Origin of the sequence: Burkholderia sp. WSM2232, assembly GCF_000472545.1 — a bacterium.
Lineage (GTDB): Bacteria > Pseudomonadota > Gammaproteobacteria > Burkholderiales > Burkholderiaceae > Paraburkholderia.
Genome location: NZ_KI421432.1, coordinates 518,075 through 535,459 on the forward strand (window position 1 = coordinate 518,075; position 17,385 = coordinate 535,459).

Here is a 17,385-nt window from a genome sequence, read left to right on the forward strand (position 1 = left end):
TTCTCGCGCATGGTCATTACCTTTGCGGGCGGCTGGTCTTTCAGTCGATGAAGCATTTGCAATCCTCGAATGACTTCGGCACCGTCAGGCCGATCTTTGCAAACTGACTGCGGCTGATCTGGCTGACGTAGTCGGCCTTGCCCGGCAGCATGACCGGCATCGCACTCGTTTTTTCGCCCCTGAGCACGCGCACCGCCACACGCGCTGCGTTCGCGCCCACGGACTGCAGCGAGACTGCGTACGAAGCCGTCGCCATGCCCTTCTTGATTGCTTCGGTTTCCGAACTGATGACGGGTACCTTCATGCGCTGCATGCTGGCCGCGACCGCCGGGATCGCGGACTGCACGAGATTCGACCCGGTGATGTAGACGAAGCCGACGCCTTCGAGCATCTGCGCGCGCTGCGGGATGTCGTTGACGCTGTCGACGCTGACCGGCTTGAACTCTAGGCCGGCGCGCTTCGCGGCGGCTTCGAGTGCGTGCGTGGTGACAACGTCGTTGGCTTCGCCCGCGTTGTAAAGCGTGCCGAACGACTTGACGCCGGGCAGCAGTTTCTTGGCAAAGGCGAGTACGGCGTCGAAGTCCTGCAGGTCGGACGAGCCGTTGAAGCGGTCACTGCCGTGCTGCCAGTTGGGCGTGAGCCCCGCTGCCACCGGGTCGGTGACTTCCGTAAACACGAGGGGAATAGCCGGGTTCGTCACCACCGAGCGCGCCACCTGCGAGACCGACGTGGTCACCGTGAGGATCAACGCGGGGTTTTTCGTCAGGATTTGCGAGAACATTTGCGGCATCAGCGCCTGCGTGAAGTTCGCGTCGCTGTATGCGTAGTTCACGTTCTTGCCGTCTACGTAGCCTTCGCGCGCCATCTCGTCCTTGAAACCCTGAATGGTCATGGCGAGCGACGGGTGCGGTCCGAGATTCGCAATGCCGATCGTGACGGGCGAGCCGGGCTGCACGAGCGGCGTCGCGGCGCCCGGCGCGCCGGCGGCAAGCGCCACAGGTGCGCCCAGAATGCCGGCAAGCGCAGCCAGGCTGGCGAATCCGGCAGCGCCGGCAATACCGGCGAGCGCGGCAAGGATCGTGCGCCGGGCAGCAGGCTGGCGTCGGACAGTGCTGTTTGAACCCTTCATTGCAGATTTCCGTAGCGTAAATGGGGTAGTGAATTTGTAGCATCGAACCGGGAGCCGAATTTATTCCACTCCCGGCTTTTGCCGTTTCGCTAAAAGTTGAGCCGTTTTGCCTAGTTTTGCGTCCTCGCCAGGACGATTCGCGCCGCGCGTTCGCCGCTCGCGCAGGCGCCCGTCAGAAGCGCCTGCGACGTCCAGTCGCCGCAATACACCACCGGCGGGGCCGCATTGCGTGCCGCGTCCTCCTGCCAGCGCCAGAACGCTTGCAGACGCGCTCCGTAGCCCGGGACGAACACCGGCAGCTTGCGCGCGATCCACTGATTCACAACCGCACACACGTGCCGGTCAAAGTCGGGAATCCGTGCGCGCAACTCGTCGCGCAGCAGCGCGTCGAGGTTCCCGGTCAAACCGCGGCGCTCGGCTTCCTCGGCGGCCTCCGGCGTGAGCTGACAATAGATCTGCGTCAGCGGCCGTCCGCTCGCCGGTGCGGCCGGCAACTGCTGGAACGTCGAGATCCGGCTTGCCGCACCGCGGGCCGCGAACTGCATCAAGGGCGGCAGCGGCTGTGCGAAGCCGTAATGCACGACGCCCAGAGCGTTATAGCGCACCGCATCGAGCATCTCGCGCTCCTCGCGCTGCGGATCGCGCACGAGCGCCCTCGCCAGCGAGCCTTCGGTTGCGCACACAACATGATCGGCCAGCATGACCGCGCCGTCGCGCAGCGTCACCGCGAAACGCGGACGACGCAGCGCGGCGGACGTCGTAGCGGGACGGGCCGCCGCTGTCCGTGCCGCATCGCCGAATGCCGGCTGCGCAGCAGGCGGCACGGTCTCGATCGAGGCAACGGCGGCGCCCGTGCGTACGTCGAGCCGCGTGGCCAGCGCCTGACACACCGTCCCCATGCCGCCCCTTAGCGTGTAGACGGTGTCTTCGCCGATCAGATGCGGCACCGTCGACCGGTAGAAAAGTGCCGACAGGCTTTCTGGATTGAAGCTGCGTGTGGAGCGGAAAACAGGTTCGACCATGCTGGACAACGCTTGCTGACCGATAGCGGCGCGCACGTAGTCGGCGAGCGTCTGCTGGTCGGCGGCTGGATCGACGGCGATGGCGCTCATCGCCCAGTCGGGGTCGACGCGGCCGCGCTGCGCACGCATCCGCAGCGCATGCGTCACCAGCGCGAAACGCTCGCGCATCGACAGAGCGGGCGTCGCCAGCGAGCGCACGGACGGCATCAGTTCGATCGTGTGACTGCCGGCGGGCGACACGCACTGCGCTGTCAGATTACGCAGCGGAACCAGCACGTCGCCCAGCGAGAGATCCGCGATCAGCCGATTGAAGGCGCTGCCGAACGGATACACCAGACGCGCGCCGCTGTTGAACGCAATATCGCCGACGCGCCGGTCGCCCATGCGCCCGCCGATCACGTCGTTCGCTTCGAGCACCGTCACCTGCATGCCGGCGTCTTGCAGCCGGTACGCAGCGGTCAGCCCGGCGATCCCGGACCCGACGACGAGCGCGCTGCCTCTGCTGCCCGCGCCCGCCGCCGGGTGACGCTCATCGCGCTTGGGCGTAGTTGTTTCGATCATTGTCATGTCACTGCCAGGGGAATGCCACAAGGCGCTGCCGACAGACAGCGCCGCTCGGTGTTTTCGAAGACCTGCTTATGGGAGCGGCTTGCCGACTGAACGCGGCACGCGCAACTCGATCAATCTGACGCCAGGCTGCTCGAGCGCTGTTTCGAGCACCGGCTTGAATGCCGCGGTAGCGTCGACAACCCAGCTTTGCACGCCGAATGCGCGGGCAAACGCTGCGAAGTCGATGTTGCCGAGCTCAGTGCCCGCAGTGCGCCCGAAGAGCCGTCGCTGCGCGCCGTCGATCGCGCCGTACGCGCGGTTGTTCACTACCAGCACGAGCAGCGATAGCTCCAACCGCACCGCCGTTTCCAGCTCCTCTGCGTGCATCATCAGGCAGCCGTCGCCGGCAATGGCGACGATCTGTCGGCGCGGCGGCGACACCAGCGCCGCGCCGATAGCGGCGGCAAGCCCGTAACCCATCGCGCCGCTTTTTGGCCCGAGTTGCGTGCCCGGACGACGGTGCGTCAGATACCGTTGCGGCCACATCGCATAGGCACCGGCGCCGGACGTGAGCAGCGCGTCGTCGTCCAGCGCGGCGTCGAGGGTGGCATAGACGGCACGCAGATCGACGGGGCCATCGCAGCGTCCGCCCGCCACGAACGCGAGGCGCCCGGCGCGCAGTGTGTCCATCCATTCGCGTCGCGCATCAAGGAGGTCCGCGTCGCACCACGGCGCGCTGGCCGCGCCCGCGTTGTGCCAGGCGTCGACCGCCGCGTTGGGTTCCGCAAGCAGCGCGAGATCGGCCTGATAGACGGCGTTCAGTTCGGCCGCATCCGCGTGGATATGGACAAGCCGCTGGACACGGTCACGCCCCGTCATCATCTGCGGATGGACCAGCGCATAGCCCTTGAAGCCCTCGCCGAGCGTGTTGATTTCGCCGAGCCGGCCGTTCAGCACGATCAGCAGATCAGCTTCGCTCACGCGTCTCGCGAGCGACGGGTCAATGCCGATGCCGATTTCGCCGACGAACATGGGGTCGTCGTGGTCGATCAGGTCGCGACGGCGGTAGGTGGTGGCCACCGGCACGGCATGCCGCCGTGCAAGTGCTGTGAGCGCCTGCAGCGAGGCGCTGCGCCAGCCCGTACCGCCCACGACCAGCAACGGCCGTCGCGCGGCTGTCAGCAGGCCGCGCAGACGCTCGAGATCGGCGTGCGCGATCGACGGCGCGGGCACCTGCGGCATCGTCGGGAGCCGCAGGCGCGCGTTTGCCTGCGCGACGTCCTCGGGCAGCACCAGCACCACAGGACCGCGACGCCCGCTCATCGCAACGTGCCAGGCACGCGCGAACATTTCGCCGATGCGCGCGGGTGCGTCGATGTAGCCGACCCACTTGGTAAGCGGGCCGAATACGCGCGGAAAGTCGTCGACGTTGAGCATTGCCTCGCGGCCCGAGATCGCCTGGCTCGGCTGCCCGACGATCAGAATCATCGGCGCGCTGTCCGTGTACGCCGTATGCACCGCGAGCGTCGTGTTCAACGCGCCGGGCGCCCGCCCGGCCAAACAGATGCCAGGCTGGCCGGTCAATTGACCGATCGCCTGGGCCGCGTACGCCATGCCCGCTTCGTGACGGAAACTGGCGAGCGTAATCTGCGGCGTATGCACTGCGAGCGCGTCAACTATTTCGAGAATGCCTTCGCCCGGAATGAAGGAGACGACGGGCACCTCGTAGGCGCCCAGCAGTTCGGCGACGATCCGCGCGCCGCTCACTTCGTCAAGGGCATTGTCCGGCCTCGCACCTTGGCCAGCCACGGGCTCATTCGAAGATGCGGGCGCGGACCCACCCGCGGCCTCGCGCGTTGCTGCTGACTGCACTGAAGCTTCAGTGTGCTCGCGACTCATCTGTAATACGACTCCCTTTACATGGCAACATGACGTGACGAAAAGCGGCGCGATTGCGTCCAATCAGCGGCCGCGGCGCCTGCGCCATTAGAACCGATGATAGATACCAGCGGTAATCGCCACCTGCCGTTTGGTCGACGATGCGCCGCCGGAACCGCTGGCGTATTCGATGTTGGCGTGCTGCGCGTCCCCTGCGGCCAGCTGGACGATGCCGTCCAGGTACAGCGCGGTCCGTTTCGACAGAAAGTAGTTGTTGATCAGCGAAATCTGGTGATATTGCGGCTTGAAATCGGTCGGCTGGACCGATCCCGTGGTGTACGTGTAGTCGATTGCGGCCTGATACGCAGGCGTGAAGAAGTGGCTCACGTTGCCTTCGATGTTGGTATAGCTCGCGCGGCCGTGCGAAAGACCGAGCTGCGCCACGCCCAGGTCGTCATAACGACTATGCGTGACCACGAGACCCACGAACGTGTCTTTCGTGAAAGCGAATTGACCGCCCGCGCCGTAGATTTCCATGCTCGAAGGCGTGATGGCATAAGCGACGGTTGGCGAAGCGGCCGAGATCGAAGCGAACGACGCTGTGCTCCACAAGCCTTCGCTCGCCGCCGAAGCAGGGTGATTCATACGCATGTAGGCAGCGGACAGCTTCAGCGGGCCTTGTGCGTAGTTCAGCCCGAAGCCGACCGCGCTCTGGTTGCCGAAGCTGCCCGCCACGCCGCCGAAGCTGTACAGCACACCCGCCTGCAGGCCGCGATACGAAGGCGACACGTACTTCACCGTGTTATTGGTGCGGAACTGGAAGTTGAAGTTGTTGTTGTCGCCGACCGTGGCCGTGTAGCCGTTCCACATAAGCGGCGACGAATACTGCGCGAGCCAGTCCTGCGTCAGGTCGTACTGGCGGCCCAGCGTCAGCGAGCCGAACCGCTCGTCGAGCAACCCAACGTAGGTCTGGCGGCCGAATTCGCGGCCGCCTTGCGCTGCCCTCCCCGAGTTCGGGTCGAAGCCGCCTTCCAGCACGAAGATCGTCTTCAGGCCGCCGCCGAGGTCTTCGGCGCCCTTGACGCCCCAACGGCTCGGACCGTTCGCGGTGCCGATCGAGGCGCCCTTCAGCGAGTTGTTGGAGTAGATCAAACCCGACATTACGACGCCGTACAGCGTGACGCTGGAGCCCGGCGCGCTTTGCGCGTGTGCGGCAGCGGCAAGGGAAAAAAGCAGAGCCGTTGTGCAGATACGTTTCATCTGGAAGGTCCGTAGAGGGATCGATGGTTGCGAGAACATCCGTTCGTAGCAGGTTCAACGCGCCGGTGCGGCAACGCCGTTGCCAGAGCGAAGACTAGAAACGGCACAGACCAGTGACAATCTCCTCAAAATAGTTAGACCCGTTTTCCTTCAATTCTGAATCGCTTCACTAGAGCGCCGCGTCGGACACGGTGTCGGCGCACGGCCTCTCCTGCCTTGTTGCGGCGCACGCCTCATGGCTTTCGCCACGGCGCGACAACGGCCTCGCCGTGGCGGGACATCGCCAGAAGGACCAATAGTTAGGTTTTCGGAACTCTTTATTTCGGCGCCGTGGGCGAGCGGTCATTGCACGACCAGAATGGGACCATCCGATCTGCGCACTGGCGGCGCGGATCCTTTTCTGTCCTCTCTACTCCAGGCAAACACGCCATGAAGCTACTCCGCGCATGTGTTCGACAGATCGGCCGTAGCCGCGCCATCACGGCAACCTTGCTGAGCGCCGCACTCGGCTTCGGCAGCTTCGCGCCGACGGCGGCGCTCGCTCAGGCCACGCCGGCCGCGCCTATCGTCGTCGGCATTGCGAACTTCGGGCCGCATCCGGCGCTCTCGCGCACGATCCAGGGCTTCAAGGACGAGATGCAGGCGCACGGTTACGTCGAAAACAAGAACGTGCGCTATGTGTACAGCGACGCTAACTTCACGCCGAGCCTGATTCCGCAGACGCTCGCGCAGATCGTCGCGCAGCAACCGTCCGTAATTCTCACGCTGACTACTCCGGTTGCGCAGGCCGCCGTGCGCAACGTCGGCAATCTCGACACGCCGCTCGTGTTCTCGCAGGTCACCGACCCCGTCAAGGCCGGCATCGTGCCGGACTGGCAACACGGCAGCAGCCGCATCAACGGCACGTCGAGCGCGACGGACTACGATGTGGTCCTCGCGTTTGCCAAAAAGGTCTTCCCCAGGGCGAAAAAGTTCGGCGTGCTGTACAACGCGGGCGAAGTGAACGATGTCGCCGCCATCGGCAGCCTGAAAGCGGCAGCCGCCAAGGCGGGCCTCGAGATGGTGGCCACGTCCGCGGATTCCACCGTCGATGTGCCGCAACGCGCCGGCACTTTGCGAGGCATCGACTTCTTCTACGCGATTGGCTCGAACCTGATTCAGTCGTCGCTGCCGGCGGTCGCGTCGATCACGGATCACATGCATGTGCCGATCCTGAGCGCTGAACACGAACTGATCCGCAAGGGCGACATCATCGCCGTTGCGTATGCCCCGTCGTACGAATCGCAAGGCGCGCATGCCGCCGACATGGCGTTGCGGATGCTCAAGGGCGTGAAGCCCTCGGCCATGCCCGTGTATCGCGCAGTACCCGCCGACTACAAGGAGCTGATCAACCGCCGCAAGATGGCGGCGCTCGGTCTGCCGGTTCCACCCGCGCTCGACGCGTGCAACTGCTTTGTCAACTGATCGTGAGCGCGCACGCTTTCCCGGATGAGCCCGGCACAAGCGATGCAATGCGCGGCTGCGCAGCGCAGCCATTGCACCCGCGCCGCCGCACGATCCACGGCGTCAGCATCGGCATTCTGATGCTCGATACCGGCTTTGAGCGCCTGCCCGGCGACATCGGTCACGGCGCGACGTGGCCTTTTCCTGTGCAGTACAGCCTCATGACGGGCGTGACCGCGCCGCAGGTGATGGCCGCCACGGGCGGCGATGCGCAGGCCGCCGCGCCGCTGATCGAGCGCTTTGTCGAGGCCGCGCAGCAGCTTGTCGCTCTGGGTGTGGACGGCATTACGACCAGTTGTGGTTTCCTCGTAGCCTTTCAGGAAGCGCTCGGCGAGCGCTGCGCCGTTCCCGTCGCGACCTCGGCGCTACTACAGATTCCTGCGGTGGCGTCGCTGCTGCCGCGTCGTCAGCGTGTCGGCGTCCTGACCGCGCGCGCGGCCTCGCTGACGGCCCGGCATCTGCTTGCCGCGCGCGCACCGCTGGATCTGCCCGTGGCCGGGCTCGCCGAAGACAGCCGGTTCTTTCGCAACCATCTGGAGAACGCGCCGCGCGTCAGTTTCGACGAGCAGGCCGACGACCTGCTCCAATGCGCGGGGGGTCTGCTGCGGACGCATCCTGAGGTTGGCGCGATCGTCAGCGAGTGCAGCAATTTCGCGCCGTACTCGGCGTTGATCAGCGAACGCTTCGGTCTGCCAGTGTTCGATATCGTGACAATGGTGCAATGGTTTCATGCGGGCTTGCGTCCGCGGCGTTTTGCTGCGGGCTCCTGACCCACACACGCATGTCTGCTTGCATTCAGGGCCGTGAGTTGACGGCCGCACGACCCTTCACATCACAGCAATGAGCGCAGCGCCACCAGCGGATCGGCAAGCCGGCCTGCATCGAGTACCTTGCCCGATGCGACGAGCCGTTTGCACGCGCCCATCTCCCGCCCCGCGTTGATGGCGACGACCGCGCGCAACCGGCTTTGCTCATCGACAGCAAGCACGCAGAACGGGCCGTTGCGCGCATCGCCGCGTTCGATCAACGTATGCGACGGCTCGATGACGCCGAGCGTCTGGATGTTGCAGTCGAACTGATCCGACCAGAGCCACGGCCATTGCGCGTACTCTTCTGTCGCGCCGAGCATGTTGGCCGCGGCGGCAACCGGCTGGTCCTGCGCGACCTGCCACGATTCGATGCGCACGTGCCGGCCGAGCAGCGGATTGAAGTGCCGGGTCACTTCGCCCGCCGCAAAAATCTGCGGGTCGCATGTGCGGCACTGCGCGTCGACCACGATGCCGTTATCTGTCTGCAACCCGGCTTCGCGGGCCAACTCCACGTTTGGCACCACGCCGATTCCTACCACGACGATATCCGCCGCAAGCGTCCCGCGGTTCGTCTCGATGAGCGCACAACCGTTTTCATAGCCGATGCGCGAAGGCGTTTCGCCAAGCCTGAGCGTCACGCCGTGCTGCGCGTGAAGCTCCGCGACAAAGCGCGCCGCCACCGGCGGCAGCGAGCGTTGCAGCAGTGTGGTCGCCGGCTCGATCACCGTGGCTTCGCAGCCGGCCTGCGTTACCGCTGCCGCGACTTCCAACCCAATGAAGCCGCCGCCCAGAATCGCTACCTTCTTTGCTGGTGCGAGCGCGGCGCGCAGTGCAAGAGAATCGGCAAGCGTTCTTACGTAGTAAAGCGGCACGCGTTCGTCCACCGGGCCGGGAAACTCGCGCACGCGCGAACCGGTTGCGAGCAGCAGCTTGTCGTAGCCGAGCGCAGTGCCGTCGTGCAAATAAACGCGGTTCTGTGCGCGGTGGATCGACTCCACCGTCGTAGCGAGCCGCAGTTCGATACCGTGCGCGGCGTACCAGTCCAGCTCGCGCACGAACGCCTTCCGTTCGCCGCCGGCCGCCAGCAACGCGTCTTTCGACAGCACCGGCCGATCGTAAGGCGCATGCGGCTCCGCGCCGATCATCACGATCCGCGCGTTCGGGTCGCGTTGCCGCAACGATTCGGCGGCCCGGCGCGCGGCATGGCCGGCGCCGACAATCACATGCCGGTCACTCGACATGAATCTCGACCCGCGAATCGACAATGCGAACGGGGAACGCGCGCACTGGCTCAGTGATCGGCGCGCAACGCGGCGCGCCGCTGCGAATGTCGATCAGCCCCTGATGCAGCGGACATTCGACGCAGCCGTCCTCGACGAATCCGTCCGACAGCCGCGCGTGCCCGTGCGAGCACAAATCGTTCAGCGCAAATACTTCATCGCCAAGACGGAAGACCGCGACCTGCCGGTCGCCCGCAATGACGGCCGCCGGCTCGCCTTCGGCGAAGTCGTCGAGCGTGCCTATCGTGTGCCAGTTATCGAGAGCCTGTTCCATGTGTGTTCCTTCAGATCGGTGTGGCGAGCAGCGTCTGCACGCGCGACGTGTCGTACACCACGCGCTTACTCTGATAACGCAGCCCTTCAGGGGTCCGCACGACGCGGTCGTAATACTTGCCCGCCTGATAGACGTCGGACTCCCCGTTGGCGCGCGTCTGCACCACCACGTAGCTGCTTTCAGTCTCGATCACGCCGTTCTCGTCGCTCAAGACCGTCAGGCCCGAGGTCATGTGGCGATACGTGTGTTCCTCGAAGATGTTGGCGTTGCGCAGCGACACCACGCGATCGCGCAGCATGCGCCGGTTCGTGCAGTGAATGAGGCCGATTGGCAAGCCCATGTCGGCGTTTTCCTTCGGCACGATTTCGTAAGTGCAGTCTTCGGTGAACAGAGTTGGCCACGCTTCGAGGCGGTCGTTGTCGAGATTGCTGACGTACTGGTTCTGCAGCATGTGCAATTCGAACCACAACTTCATCGCTTCCATTCCGGTCCCCTTCAATAGCCCATCAGTTGCTGATAACCCACCCAGAAGCGGCGGATCAGACTTTCGGTGATGACCGTGTCCTGTTGCTCTGGATTGCTGCGCGACATTTCAATCACCGATGTGGCCTCGGCGTCGCGGACCGTGCCCCGTTGCACGAGTTCGGTGGCTTCCGTGTCTTCCATCGAGATGTAGCCGGCCGGGCCGACCAGGTTCGCCTGCTTGATGCGCAGTGCGCGCAGTTCGGGCGTGTCGTCGGTATAGCCAAAGAAGTGAAAGATGAGTTCGAAGCCGTTTGGCCCTTTGGGCAGCAACTGGCGCGCAACCAGCGTGTTGTGAATCTGCTGGATCACGAGCTGCGGGAAGACCGGCTGAATGTGGTTGGTCGTGTCCTCTTCGTACTCGGAGATGTGGCCGAGCACGCTGTCGTCCTCGAGCGAAAAGCCTTCGTCCATTGAGCGGATGTTCTGCTGCTTGTAGGCCGAGGCGGTGTCTTCGCCCGTTTTCGTGACGGTGATGATGCTGTGCAGACCGTGCGTCGCATCCGGAATCGAACGCGCCTTCATGCCGACACGGAAAATGTTGAACGTCGTATGGAACAGATGCAGCATGCTCGCGTGGTACGGGTCCTTCACGTTCTCGAAGTACAGCTTCCAGTTCGACCGCGAATACTGGCGCGTGCAGCCGAGATATTCGATCGGCTTGTGAAAAATGCGGTCGATCCAGGGGCGCATTTCGGCGCCGAGATAGTCGGGCAGCGGCGCGACTTCGTCGCTGAACGTCGCGAACACCAGGCCGCGATAGCTGTCCACCCGCAGCTTGCGCAGGCCGTGGTTTTTCGGATCGAAGTCGGCGGGCATGCCGCTCATGCCTTTCTGTCCGCGCCTAAACGGCACGCCGAGCAGATTGCCGCTGTTGTCGAAGCTCCATTGGTGATAAACGCAGGTGTGCGACGTGGCATTGCCGCGCGCCTTGCGACACACGGATGCGCCACGGTGCGCGCAGCGGTTCACCCACGCCGCGAGCGAGCCGTCTTGCACGCGCGTCACGACCACAGGTGTGTCGCCGACAAAGGTGCTCTTGAAGTCGCCCGGATTCGGTATTTCCGCTTCTAGCGCGACGAAATTCCACGTCGGGCCGCGGTAGATGCGCTCCTGTTCGCGCTCATATACGGCTTGAGAGCTGAACACCTTATACGGGACGCGTGAACCGTCGTCGTTCGGAAACACAACCTGATCCGTGTCCGCGTTCCGGACGATATGCACGGGCATTCCGGCCATTTCCATGCTGATGACTCCGCTAGGTTGCTGTGTGTTGCGTATGAAAGGGAAGCGCCGTTCGTATCGACGTTTTTTGACGCCTGCGGAGTTATTTTTGGAGATCCAGAATAGTGCTGCTATCCGCTTCCGGCAGTGCGCGCGCCGCCTGTCCAATTCAGGCAGTTTTATGCGCGGCGCCGGTCACGGCCGTCATACCGCGCCTTACCTTTTGCCGTCATGACCCGCTCCGCTTTCCGTCCTCACGCGCTGCGCGATCATCGTCTGTTCGAGTCAAAAGACGTCGATGAAACCCGCGAACTCATTTCCCGAGTCATGCAGCCGCATTCGCTCGTGCCGTTTGGCGGCGGCAGCGGACGCTCGCACATGGACTTCGTGAAAATAGGCCGGCTTGGCATCGGCACCATTGGTTTCGGCAGCGGCATGCATGTCGACGTGGAAGCCGTGGACGGTTACTACCTGTTGATGTTCTGCGTGTCCGGCCACGCGGAAGTGCAGGCGGCGGGCCGCACGATCGAAGTGAACGATCGCCAGGGCGTGGTTCGCGCGCCCGGCGACTCGTTCATTGCGAAGCTGTCGCCGCAGTGTGAGCAACTGGTGCTGCGTATCGACCCAGGCGCGTTGCCGCAAGACACCGCGCTCGGCGCAGAGCCGGGCGGCGCGCTCGTGCGCTTCGCGCGCGGCGCTTTGCGCGCCTGGCAGCAACAGGTGAAGCTGATTGCCAGTTCACCTGAACTGCTCGCGAGCGCGTGCGGCAACGCGCGCGTGGGCGAACACGTCGAATCGCTACTGGTCAATCTGCTTGCGGCGGGCTGCACGCAGAACGACGCCCCGGCCGCCGCCACGTCGCGCCCCGGCGTGACGCCCGGCTTCGTGCGCCGCGCGGAGGAAATCATGGTTGCGCGGCTCGCGTCGCCGTTGCAGCTAGCCCACCTCGCCGAGGCGGTCGGCGTGCCGGTACGCACGTTATGCGACGGCTTCCTGCGTTTCCGTCAAACAAGCCCAATGCATTTCTTGCGGCAGATCCGGCTCGAACGCGCGCGCGAAACGATTCTCGCGACCTCGGCCGACGTGCGCATCGCCGGCATCGCGCTCGATTGCGGCTTCACCCACTTCGGCCGCTTCGCACAAAGCTACAGGGAGCGCTTTGGCGAGCTTCCGTCGCAGACCGTCCGCTTGCGCTAACGGCATGCGCCAGTTGCGCGCGGTCAAGCGGGTGCACTGTTCTATCGCCCGCAGTGCACGGCGCTCACCCCGCACATTTACTTGACATCTAAACTATCAACACCTAAATTAACCCCACCAGCAAAGTTCACAGTGGGGACAGCATGCGTATCGTCTGTATCGGCGGCGGCCCGGCGGGCTTGTACTTCGGCCTGTTGATGAAAAGCCGCAACCCGGCGCACGAGGTCACCGTCGTCGAACGCAACCGTCCCTATGACACATTCGGCTGGGGTGTCGTGTTCTCGGACCAGACGCTCGGCAATCTGCGGGCCGCAGACGCGCCCACCGCCGACGCCATACTGAACGCGTTCAACCATTGGGACGACATTGAAATCCATTTTCGCGGACGTACCGTGCGCTCATCCGGCCACGGTTTCTGCGGCATTGGCCGCAAACGTCTGCTGAATATCCTTCAGGCCCGTTGCGAAGAACTGGGTGTGAAGCTCGTCTTCGAAACGCAGGTCACGAACGACGCCGACTATCAAGCCGACCTGATCGTCGCGTGCGATGGAGCGAACAGCGCGATCCGCCAGCACTACGCCGCAACGTACAAGCCGAATGTGGACGTGCGCGATTGCCGCTTCGTCTGGCTCGGTACGAAAAAGCTATTCGACGCCTTCACGTTCGCGTTCGAGAAAACCGAATTCGGCTGGTTCCAGGCCCATGCGTATCGTTTCGACGACCAGACCTCCACCTTCATTGTCGAAACGCCGGAGCGCGTATGGCGTGCCGCCGGGCTCGACGAAATGAGCAAGGAAGAGAGCATCGCGTTCTGCGAAAAGCTGTTCGCAAAGTACCTGGACGGCCACTCGCTGCTATCCAACGCCGCGCATTTGCGCGGCTCGTCGCAGTGGATCCGGTTTCCGCGCGTGGTCAACGAGGAATGGGTTCACTGGCGCGATAATGCCGACGGCACGCAAACGCCAGTGGTGCTGATGGGCGACGCGGCACATACCGCGCACTTCTCGATTGGCTCCGGCACCAAGCTCGCGCTCGAAGATTCGATAGAACTCGCCAACAGCATCGGCGCGCATCCCGGCGATCTGCACGCGGCGTTAAAGCACTACACGGAAGTACGCAGCGTCGACGTATTGCGCATTCAGAACGCCGCGCGCAATTCAACGGAATGGTTCGAGCATGTGGACCGCTACACGTCGTTCGAGCCGGAACAGTTCGCGTATTCGTTGCTCACGCGCTCGCAGCGCATTTCGCACGAAAACCTGCGCGAACGCGACGCACGTTATGTGTCGGGTTTCGAAGACTGGCTCGCGCGGCGCTCAGGCGTCGAGCGCGCGCCGCAAAAGCATTCCATTCCGCCAATGTTTACCCCGTTCACATTGCGCGGCGTCACGCTGAAAAACCGCGTGGTGGTCTCGCCGATGGCGCAATACTCCGCCGTCGACGGCATTGCCGGCGACTACCATCTGATGCATCTCGGCGCGCGTGCAATGGGCGGCGCAGCGCTCGTCATGACCGAAATGACCTGCGTGTCGCCGGAAGCTCGCATCACGCCAGCGTGTCCCGGCATGTATGCGCCCGAGCACCTCACCGCGTGGAAGCGCATTGTCGATCTCGTGCATCGCCAGTCCGACGCGAAAATCGGCATCCAGCTTGGGCACTCCGGCGCCAAGGGCTCGACGCGCGTCGCGTGGGAAGGCATCGATCAGCCGCTTGCGCGGGGCAACTGGCCGCTCGTTTCCGCTTCGCCGCAGCAGTATTTGCGCGGCATCAGCCAGCATTCGCGCGAAGCCTCGCACGACGATCTGCGCGAAATCGAAGCGCAGTTTGTCCGCGCAACGCAAATGTCCGCCGAAGCGAGTTTCGACTGGCTCGAATTGCACTGCGCGCACGGCTATTTCCTGTCGAGCTTTCTGTCGCCGCTCACCAACCATCGCACGGACGAATACGGCGGCTCGCTCGAAAACCGCCTGCGTTATCCGTTGCAAGTGTTCAAGGCCATTCGCGCCGCGTGGCCAGAAAACAAGCCGATCTCCGTGCGAATCTCCGCGAACGATTGGGTGGAAGGCGGTACGACGCCCGACGACGCGGTGCAGATCGCGCGCGCATTCAAGGCCGCGGGCGCCGACATGATCGACGTATCGTCGGGTCAGGTCAGCAAAGAAGAAAAGCCCGTGTATGGCCGCATGTTTCAGACGCCGTTCGCGGATCGCGTGCGCAACGAAGCAGGCATTGCGACCATCGCAGTGGGCGCGATTTCAGAAGCGGACCACGTGAACAGCATTATTGCGGCGGGCCGCGCCGATCTCTGCGCGATTGCACGTCCGCATCTCGCCAATCCATCATGGACGTTGAACGAGGCCGCAAAAATCGGCTATTTCGACGTGACGTGGCCGAACCAGTACACCGCCGCGAAGTCGCAACTCGAACGCAACCTGGAGCGCGAACGCGCTCAGGCTGCGGCGAATGCCGGGCTTTCGGCGCAGGAGCGCGCGCAGCGCGCGGAAGGAACCACGTGAATCCAAACCAGTCGACCCTCGCGGGACAACACGCGGTCGTTACGGGCGGCGGCAGCGGCATTGGCGCCGCCATTGCCGAAGCGCTGCTGCGCGCCGGCGCACGCGTGACGTTGATGGGCCGCAATGCAGAGCGCCTCGACATGCAGCGCGAAAAGTGCCGCGCATTGGGCGAAGTCGCGTGCATCAGCGTAGACGTCACGCAAGAGGAATCGGTCCGTAGAGCATTCAACAAGGCCGGTGCGGTCGACATCCTGATCAACAACGCAGGACAGGCGCAAGCCGCACCATTCACGCACACCGACATGACGCTGTGGCAGCGCATGCTCGACGTGAATCTCACCGGCGTTTTTCTCGGCACGCGCGCGGTGTTGCCGGGCATGCTCGAACGCGGTCGCGGGCGCATCGTCAATGTGGCAAGTACTGCCGGGCAAATCGGTTATGCGTATGTGGCCGCTTATTGCGCGGCTAAACATGGCGTGATTGGTCTGACGCGCTCGCTTGCGCTCGAAGTCGCGACCAAGGGCATCACCGTGAACGCGGTATGTCCCGGTTATACGGAAACGGAACTGTTGCACGCATCGCTGCAACAGATCACCAGCAAGACCTCGCGCACCGAAGAGCAAGCGCGCGAAAGCCTGCTTCGCTCGAACCCGCAACATCGCTTCATAAGTCCCGAGCAGGTGGCCAATGCGGTGCTGTGGTTGTGCCAGCCGGGTTCAGATGCAATCACGGGGCAGTCCGTTTCCATCTCCGGTGGAGAAGTAATGTGAGCAAGCCAGCCAACGTCAAGAAGATTTCGGCGAGCGACAGCAAGGCAGCAGACACCAGGGCGCCGCGCAAGGGCGTCGCCAAACCTGCGGAGAACGTCGTGGATCTGGAAATGAGCACGGGTGCGGACAGCCACATGGGCCCGCGCTTATGGCTGCGCATGCTCACCACGACCAATCTCGTGCAGGCCGAATTGCGCAAGCGTCTGCGTAACGAATTCGACACCACATTGCCGCGTTTCGACCTGATGGCGCAACTGGAGCGTCATCCTGAAGGCTTGAAGATGACTGAACTGTCGCGCCGCCTGATGGTGACGGGCGGCAATGTGACCGGCATTACGGATCAATTGGAAAAAGAAGGGCTGGTTTCGCGCGACACCGACCCGAACGATCGCCGCTCGATCAGCGTATGCCTCACGCCCGCAGGCCGCAAGGCGTTCGACAAGATGGCGGCCGCACATGAGCAATGGGTGGTCGAACTGTTCGGCGGCCTGAGCCTCGAGGAAAAGTCGCGCACACATCAGCGGTTGGGCAAATTGAAAAAGCATCTGCTGGATAGTCTGAAAGACTGATCCACGCCTTTGGCACCGAAGGAGACATACATGCCACAAGCAAACGCCGAAGCTCTTCTGGCCGGCAATCGCGTCACGCTCGCAGGTTATGAAGCGCAGCACTTCGGCTGGGCGGTCGCGAACAAGGTTGCGACTATCACGCTGAATCGCCCGGAGCGCAAGAATCCGCTCACATTCGAGTCGTACGCGGAGTTGCGCGACCTGTTCCGTCAGCTCGCATATGCGACCGATGTGAAGGCGGTGGTGATCCACGGCGCGGGTGAGAACTTCTGCTCGGGCGGCGACGTGCACGACATCATCGCGCCGCTGATCGATTTGCCCATGCCCGAACTGCTGCTTTTCACGCGCATGACGGGCGATCTCGTCAAAGCAATGCGCCATTGCCCGCAGCCGGTGATTGCGGCCGTGGACGGCGTGTGCGCCGGTGCAGGCGCAATTCTCGCGATGGCGTCCGACATGCGTGTTGGCACCGCGCGCAGCAAGCTCGCGTTTCTCTTTTCGCGCGTCGGCCTGGCGGGCTGCGATATGGGCGCTTGCGCGATTCTGCCGCGCATCATCGGTCAGGGGCGCGCCGCCGAACTGCTGTTCACCGGGCGATCCGCGAGCGGCGAAGAAGGCTACGCGTGGGGCTTCTATAACCGGCTGTGCGAACCGGCCGCCCTGCTCGAAGAAGCACAGAAGCTCGCCGCCGATCTTGTCGCCGGTCCGACATTCGCACACGGCATCACGAAGAAAATGCTGCACCAGGAATGGAGCATGAGCATTGACGAAGCCATTGAATCCGAAGCGCAGGCGCAAGCCATTTGCATGAGCACGCGCGACTTCGAGCGTGCGTATCAGGCGTTCGCCGCCAAGTCGCGCCCCGTGTTCGAAGGAGACTGAG

At 63.8% G+C, this 17,385-nt stretch carries 15 protein-coding genes; 7 read left to right on the plus strand and 8 right to left on the minus strand.

The window, feature by feature from the left end:
* Nucleotides 1-40: 40 nt before the first annotated feature.
* The 4 genes from F757_RS0132150 to F757_RS0132165 all read right to left on the minus strand — a co-directional run bounded on the left by F757_RS0132150 (nucleotide 41) and on the right by F757_RS0132165 (nucleotide 5,838).
* The gene (locus F757_RS0132150; protein ID WP_027214937.1) at nucleotides 41-1,129 is read right to left on the minus strand and encodes an ABC transporter substrate-binding protein; all 1,089 of its coding nucleotides are present in this window, start codon (nucleotides 1,127-1,129) and stop codon (nucleotides 41-43) included.
* 110 nt (nucleotides 1,130-1,239) lie between these two features.
* Entirely contained in the window at nucleotides 1,240-2,712 is a 1,473-nt protein-coding gene (locus tag F757_RS34510; protein ID WP_084531104.1) for a protoporphyrinogen/coproporphyrinogen oxidase, read from the minus strand.
* Between the two features lie 75 nt (nucleotides 2,713-2,787).
* A complete protein-coding gene (locus F757_RS0132160) occupies nucleotides 2,788-4,509 on the minus strand; it encodes a thiamine pyrophosphate-dependent enzyme (RefSeq protein WP_232221498.1) in 1,722 nt (573 codons plus the stop codon).
* Nucleotides 4,510-4,686: 177 nt separating this feature from the next.
* A complete protein-coding gene (locus F757_RS0132165; protein ID WP_027214939.1) occupies nucleotides 4,687-5,838 on the minus strand; it encodes a porin in 1,152 nt (383 codons plus the stop codon).
* 429 nt (nucleotides 5,839-6,267) lie between these two features.
* Between F757_RS0132165 and F757_RS0132170 the strand changes: the two genes are divergently transcribed.
* Both F757_RS0132170 and F757_RS0132175 read left to right on the plus strand, forming a co-directional pair.
* Nucleotides 6,268-7,302, plus strand: coding sequence for an ABC transporter substrate-binding protein (locus F757_RS0132170; RefSeq protein WP_027214940.1), 1,035 nt, complete (start codon nucleotides 6,268-6,270; stop codon nucleotides 7,300-7,302).
* On the plus strand, nucleotides 7,281-8,111 hold the full coding sequence (locus tag F757_RS0132175) for an aspartate/glutamate racemase family protein (protein WP_232221499.1): 831 nt from the start codon (nucleotides 7,281-7,283) through the stop codon (nucleotides 8,109-8,111). Before F757_RS0132170 ends, F757_RS0132175 begins: the two co-directional genes overlap by 22 nt.
* 62 nt (nucleotides 8,112-8,173) lie before the next feature.
* Here F757_RS0132175 and andAa read toward each other — a convergent pair whose 3' ends face one another.
* Genes andAa through andAc form a run of 4 tightly spaced genes read right to left on the minus strand, consistent with a single transcriptional unit; the run spans nucleotide 8,174 to nucleotide 11,471 of the window.
* The gene (andAa, locus tag F757_RS0132180; protein ID WP_027214942.1) at nucleotides 8,174-9,391 is read right to left on the minus strand and encodes an anthranilate 1,2-dioxygenase system ferredoxin--NAD(+) reductase; all 1,218 of its coding nucleotides are present in this window, start codon (nucleotides 9,389-9,391) and stop codon (nucleotides 8,174-8,176) included.
* Nucleotides 9,381-9,704 carry an anthranilate 1,2-dioxygenase ferredoxin subunit AndAb gene (gene andAb, locus F757_RS0132185; RefSeq protein ID WP_027214943.1) on the minus strand — a complete coding sequence of 108 codons (324 nt, stop codon included), beginning with the start codon at nucleotides 9,702-9,704 and terminating at the stop codon, nucleotides 9,381-9,383. The genes andAa and andAb overlap by 11 nt, the downstream gene beginning before the upstream one ends.
* Before the next feature lie 10 nt (nucleotides 9,705-9,714).
* Entirely contained in the window at nucleotides 9,715-10,188 is a 474-nt protein-coding gene (gene andAd, locus F757_RS0132190; protein WP_027214944.1) for an anthranilate 1,2-dioxygenase small subunit AndAd, read from the minus strand.
* An 11-nt stretch (nucleotides 10,189-10,199) separates the two neighbouring features.
* Nucleotides 10,200-11,471, minus strand: coding sequence for an anthranilate 1,2-dioxygenase large subunit AndAc (gene andAc / locus F757_RS0132195; RefSeq protein WP_027214945.1), 1,272 nt, complete (start codon nucleotides 11,469-11,471; stop codon nucleotides 10,200-10,202).
* Between the two features lie 210 nt (nucleotides 11,472-11,681).
* On the opposite strand from andAc, the gene andR reads away from it, so the two are divergent.
* The 5 genes from andR (at nucleotide 11,682) to F757_RS0132220 (ending at nucleotide 17,384) form a co-directional block, all read left to right on the plus strand.
* Nucleotides 11,682-12,647: an anthranilate 1,2-dioxygenase regulatory protein AndR gene (andR, locus tag F757_RS0132200; RefSeq protein WP_027214946.1), complete on the plus strand. Its 966-nt coding sequence runs from the start codon at nucleotides 11,682-11,684 to the stop codon at nucleotides 12,645-12,647.
* A gap of 143 nt (nucleotides 12,648-12,790) precedes the next feature.
* Nucleotides 12,791-15,163, plus strand: coding sequence for a bifunctional salicylyl-CoA 5-hydroxylase/oxidoreductase (locus F757_RS0132205; protein ID WP_027214947.1), 2,373 nt, complete (start codon nucleotides 12,791-12,793; stop codon nucleotides 15,161-15,163).
* Nucleotides 15,160-15,933: an SDR family NAD(P)-dependent oxidoreductase gene (locus tag F757_RS0132210; RefSeq protein WP_027214948.1), complete on the plus strand. Its 774-nt coding sequence runs from the start codon at nucleotides 15,160-15,162 to the stop codon at nucleotides 15,931-15,933. The genes F757_RS0132205 and F757_RS0132210 overlap by 4 nt, the downstream gene beginning before the upstream one ends.
* Complete coding sequence (locus F757_RS0132215; RefSeq protein WP_027214949.1) at nucleotides 15,930-16,502, plus strand: MarR family winged helix-turn-helix transcriptional regulator; 573 nt, start codon at nucleotides 15,930-15,932, stop codon at nucleotides 16,500-16,502. Before F757_RS0132210 ends, F757_RS0132215 begins: the two co-directional genes overlap by 4 nt.
* Nucleotides 16,503-16,532: 30 nt before the next feature.
* On the plus strand, nucleotides 16,533-17,384 hold the full coding sequence (locus F757_RS0132220; protein ID WP_027214950.1) for an enoyl-CoA hydratase family protein: 852 nt from the start codon (nucleotides 16,533-16,535) through the stop codon (nucleotides 17,382-17,384).
* Nucleotide 17,385 lies beyond the last annotated feature (1 nt).

Excerpts from the sequence above, each read along its gene's own strand:
- F757_RS0132150 (WP_027214937.1), bottom strand. The coding sequence starts at position 1,129 with ATGAAGGGTTCAAACAGCACTGTCCGACGCCAGCCTGCTGCCCGGCGC.
- F757_RS34510 (WP_084531104.1), bottom strand. The coding sequence starts at position 2,712 with ATGATCGAAACAACTACGCCCAAGCGCGATGAGCGTCACCCGGCGGCG.
- F757_RS0132165 (WP_027214939.1), bottom strand. The coding sequence starts at position 5,838 with ATGAAACGTATCTGCACAACGGCTCTGCTTTTTTCCCTTGCCGCTGCC.
- F757_RS0132170 (WP_027214940.1), top strand. The coding sequence starts at position 6,268 with ATGAAGCTACTCCGCGCATGTGTTCGACAGATCGGCCGTAGCCGCGCC.
- andAa (WP_027214942.1), bottom strand. The coding sequence starts at position 9,391 with ATGTCGAGTGACCGGCATGTGATTGTCGGCGCCGGCCATGCCGCGCGC.
- andAb (WP_027214943.1), bottom strand. The coding sequence starts at position 9,704 with ATGGAACAGGCTCTCGATAACTGGCACACGATAGGCACGCTCGACGAC.
- andAd (WP_027214944.1), bottom strand. The coding sequence starts at position 10,188 with ATGGAAGCGATGAAGTTGTGGTTCGAATTGCACATGCTGCAGAACCAG.
- andAc (WP_027214945.1), bottom strand. The coding sequence starts at position 11,471 with ATGGAAATGGCCGGAATGCCCGTGCATATCGTCCGGAACGCGGACACG.
- andR (WP_027214946.1), top strand. The coding sequence starts at position 11,682 with ATGACCCGCTCCGCTTTCCGTCCTCACGCGCTGCGCGATCATCGTCTG.
- F757_RS0132205 (WP_027214947.1), top strand. The coding sequence starts at position 12,791 with ATGCGTATCGTCTGTATCGGCGGCGGCCCGGCGGGCTTGTACTTCGGC.
- F757_RS0132220 (WP_027214950.1), top strand. The coding sequence starts at position 16,533 with ATGCCACAAGCAAACGCCGAAGCTCTTCTGGCCGGCAATCGCGTCACG.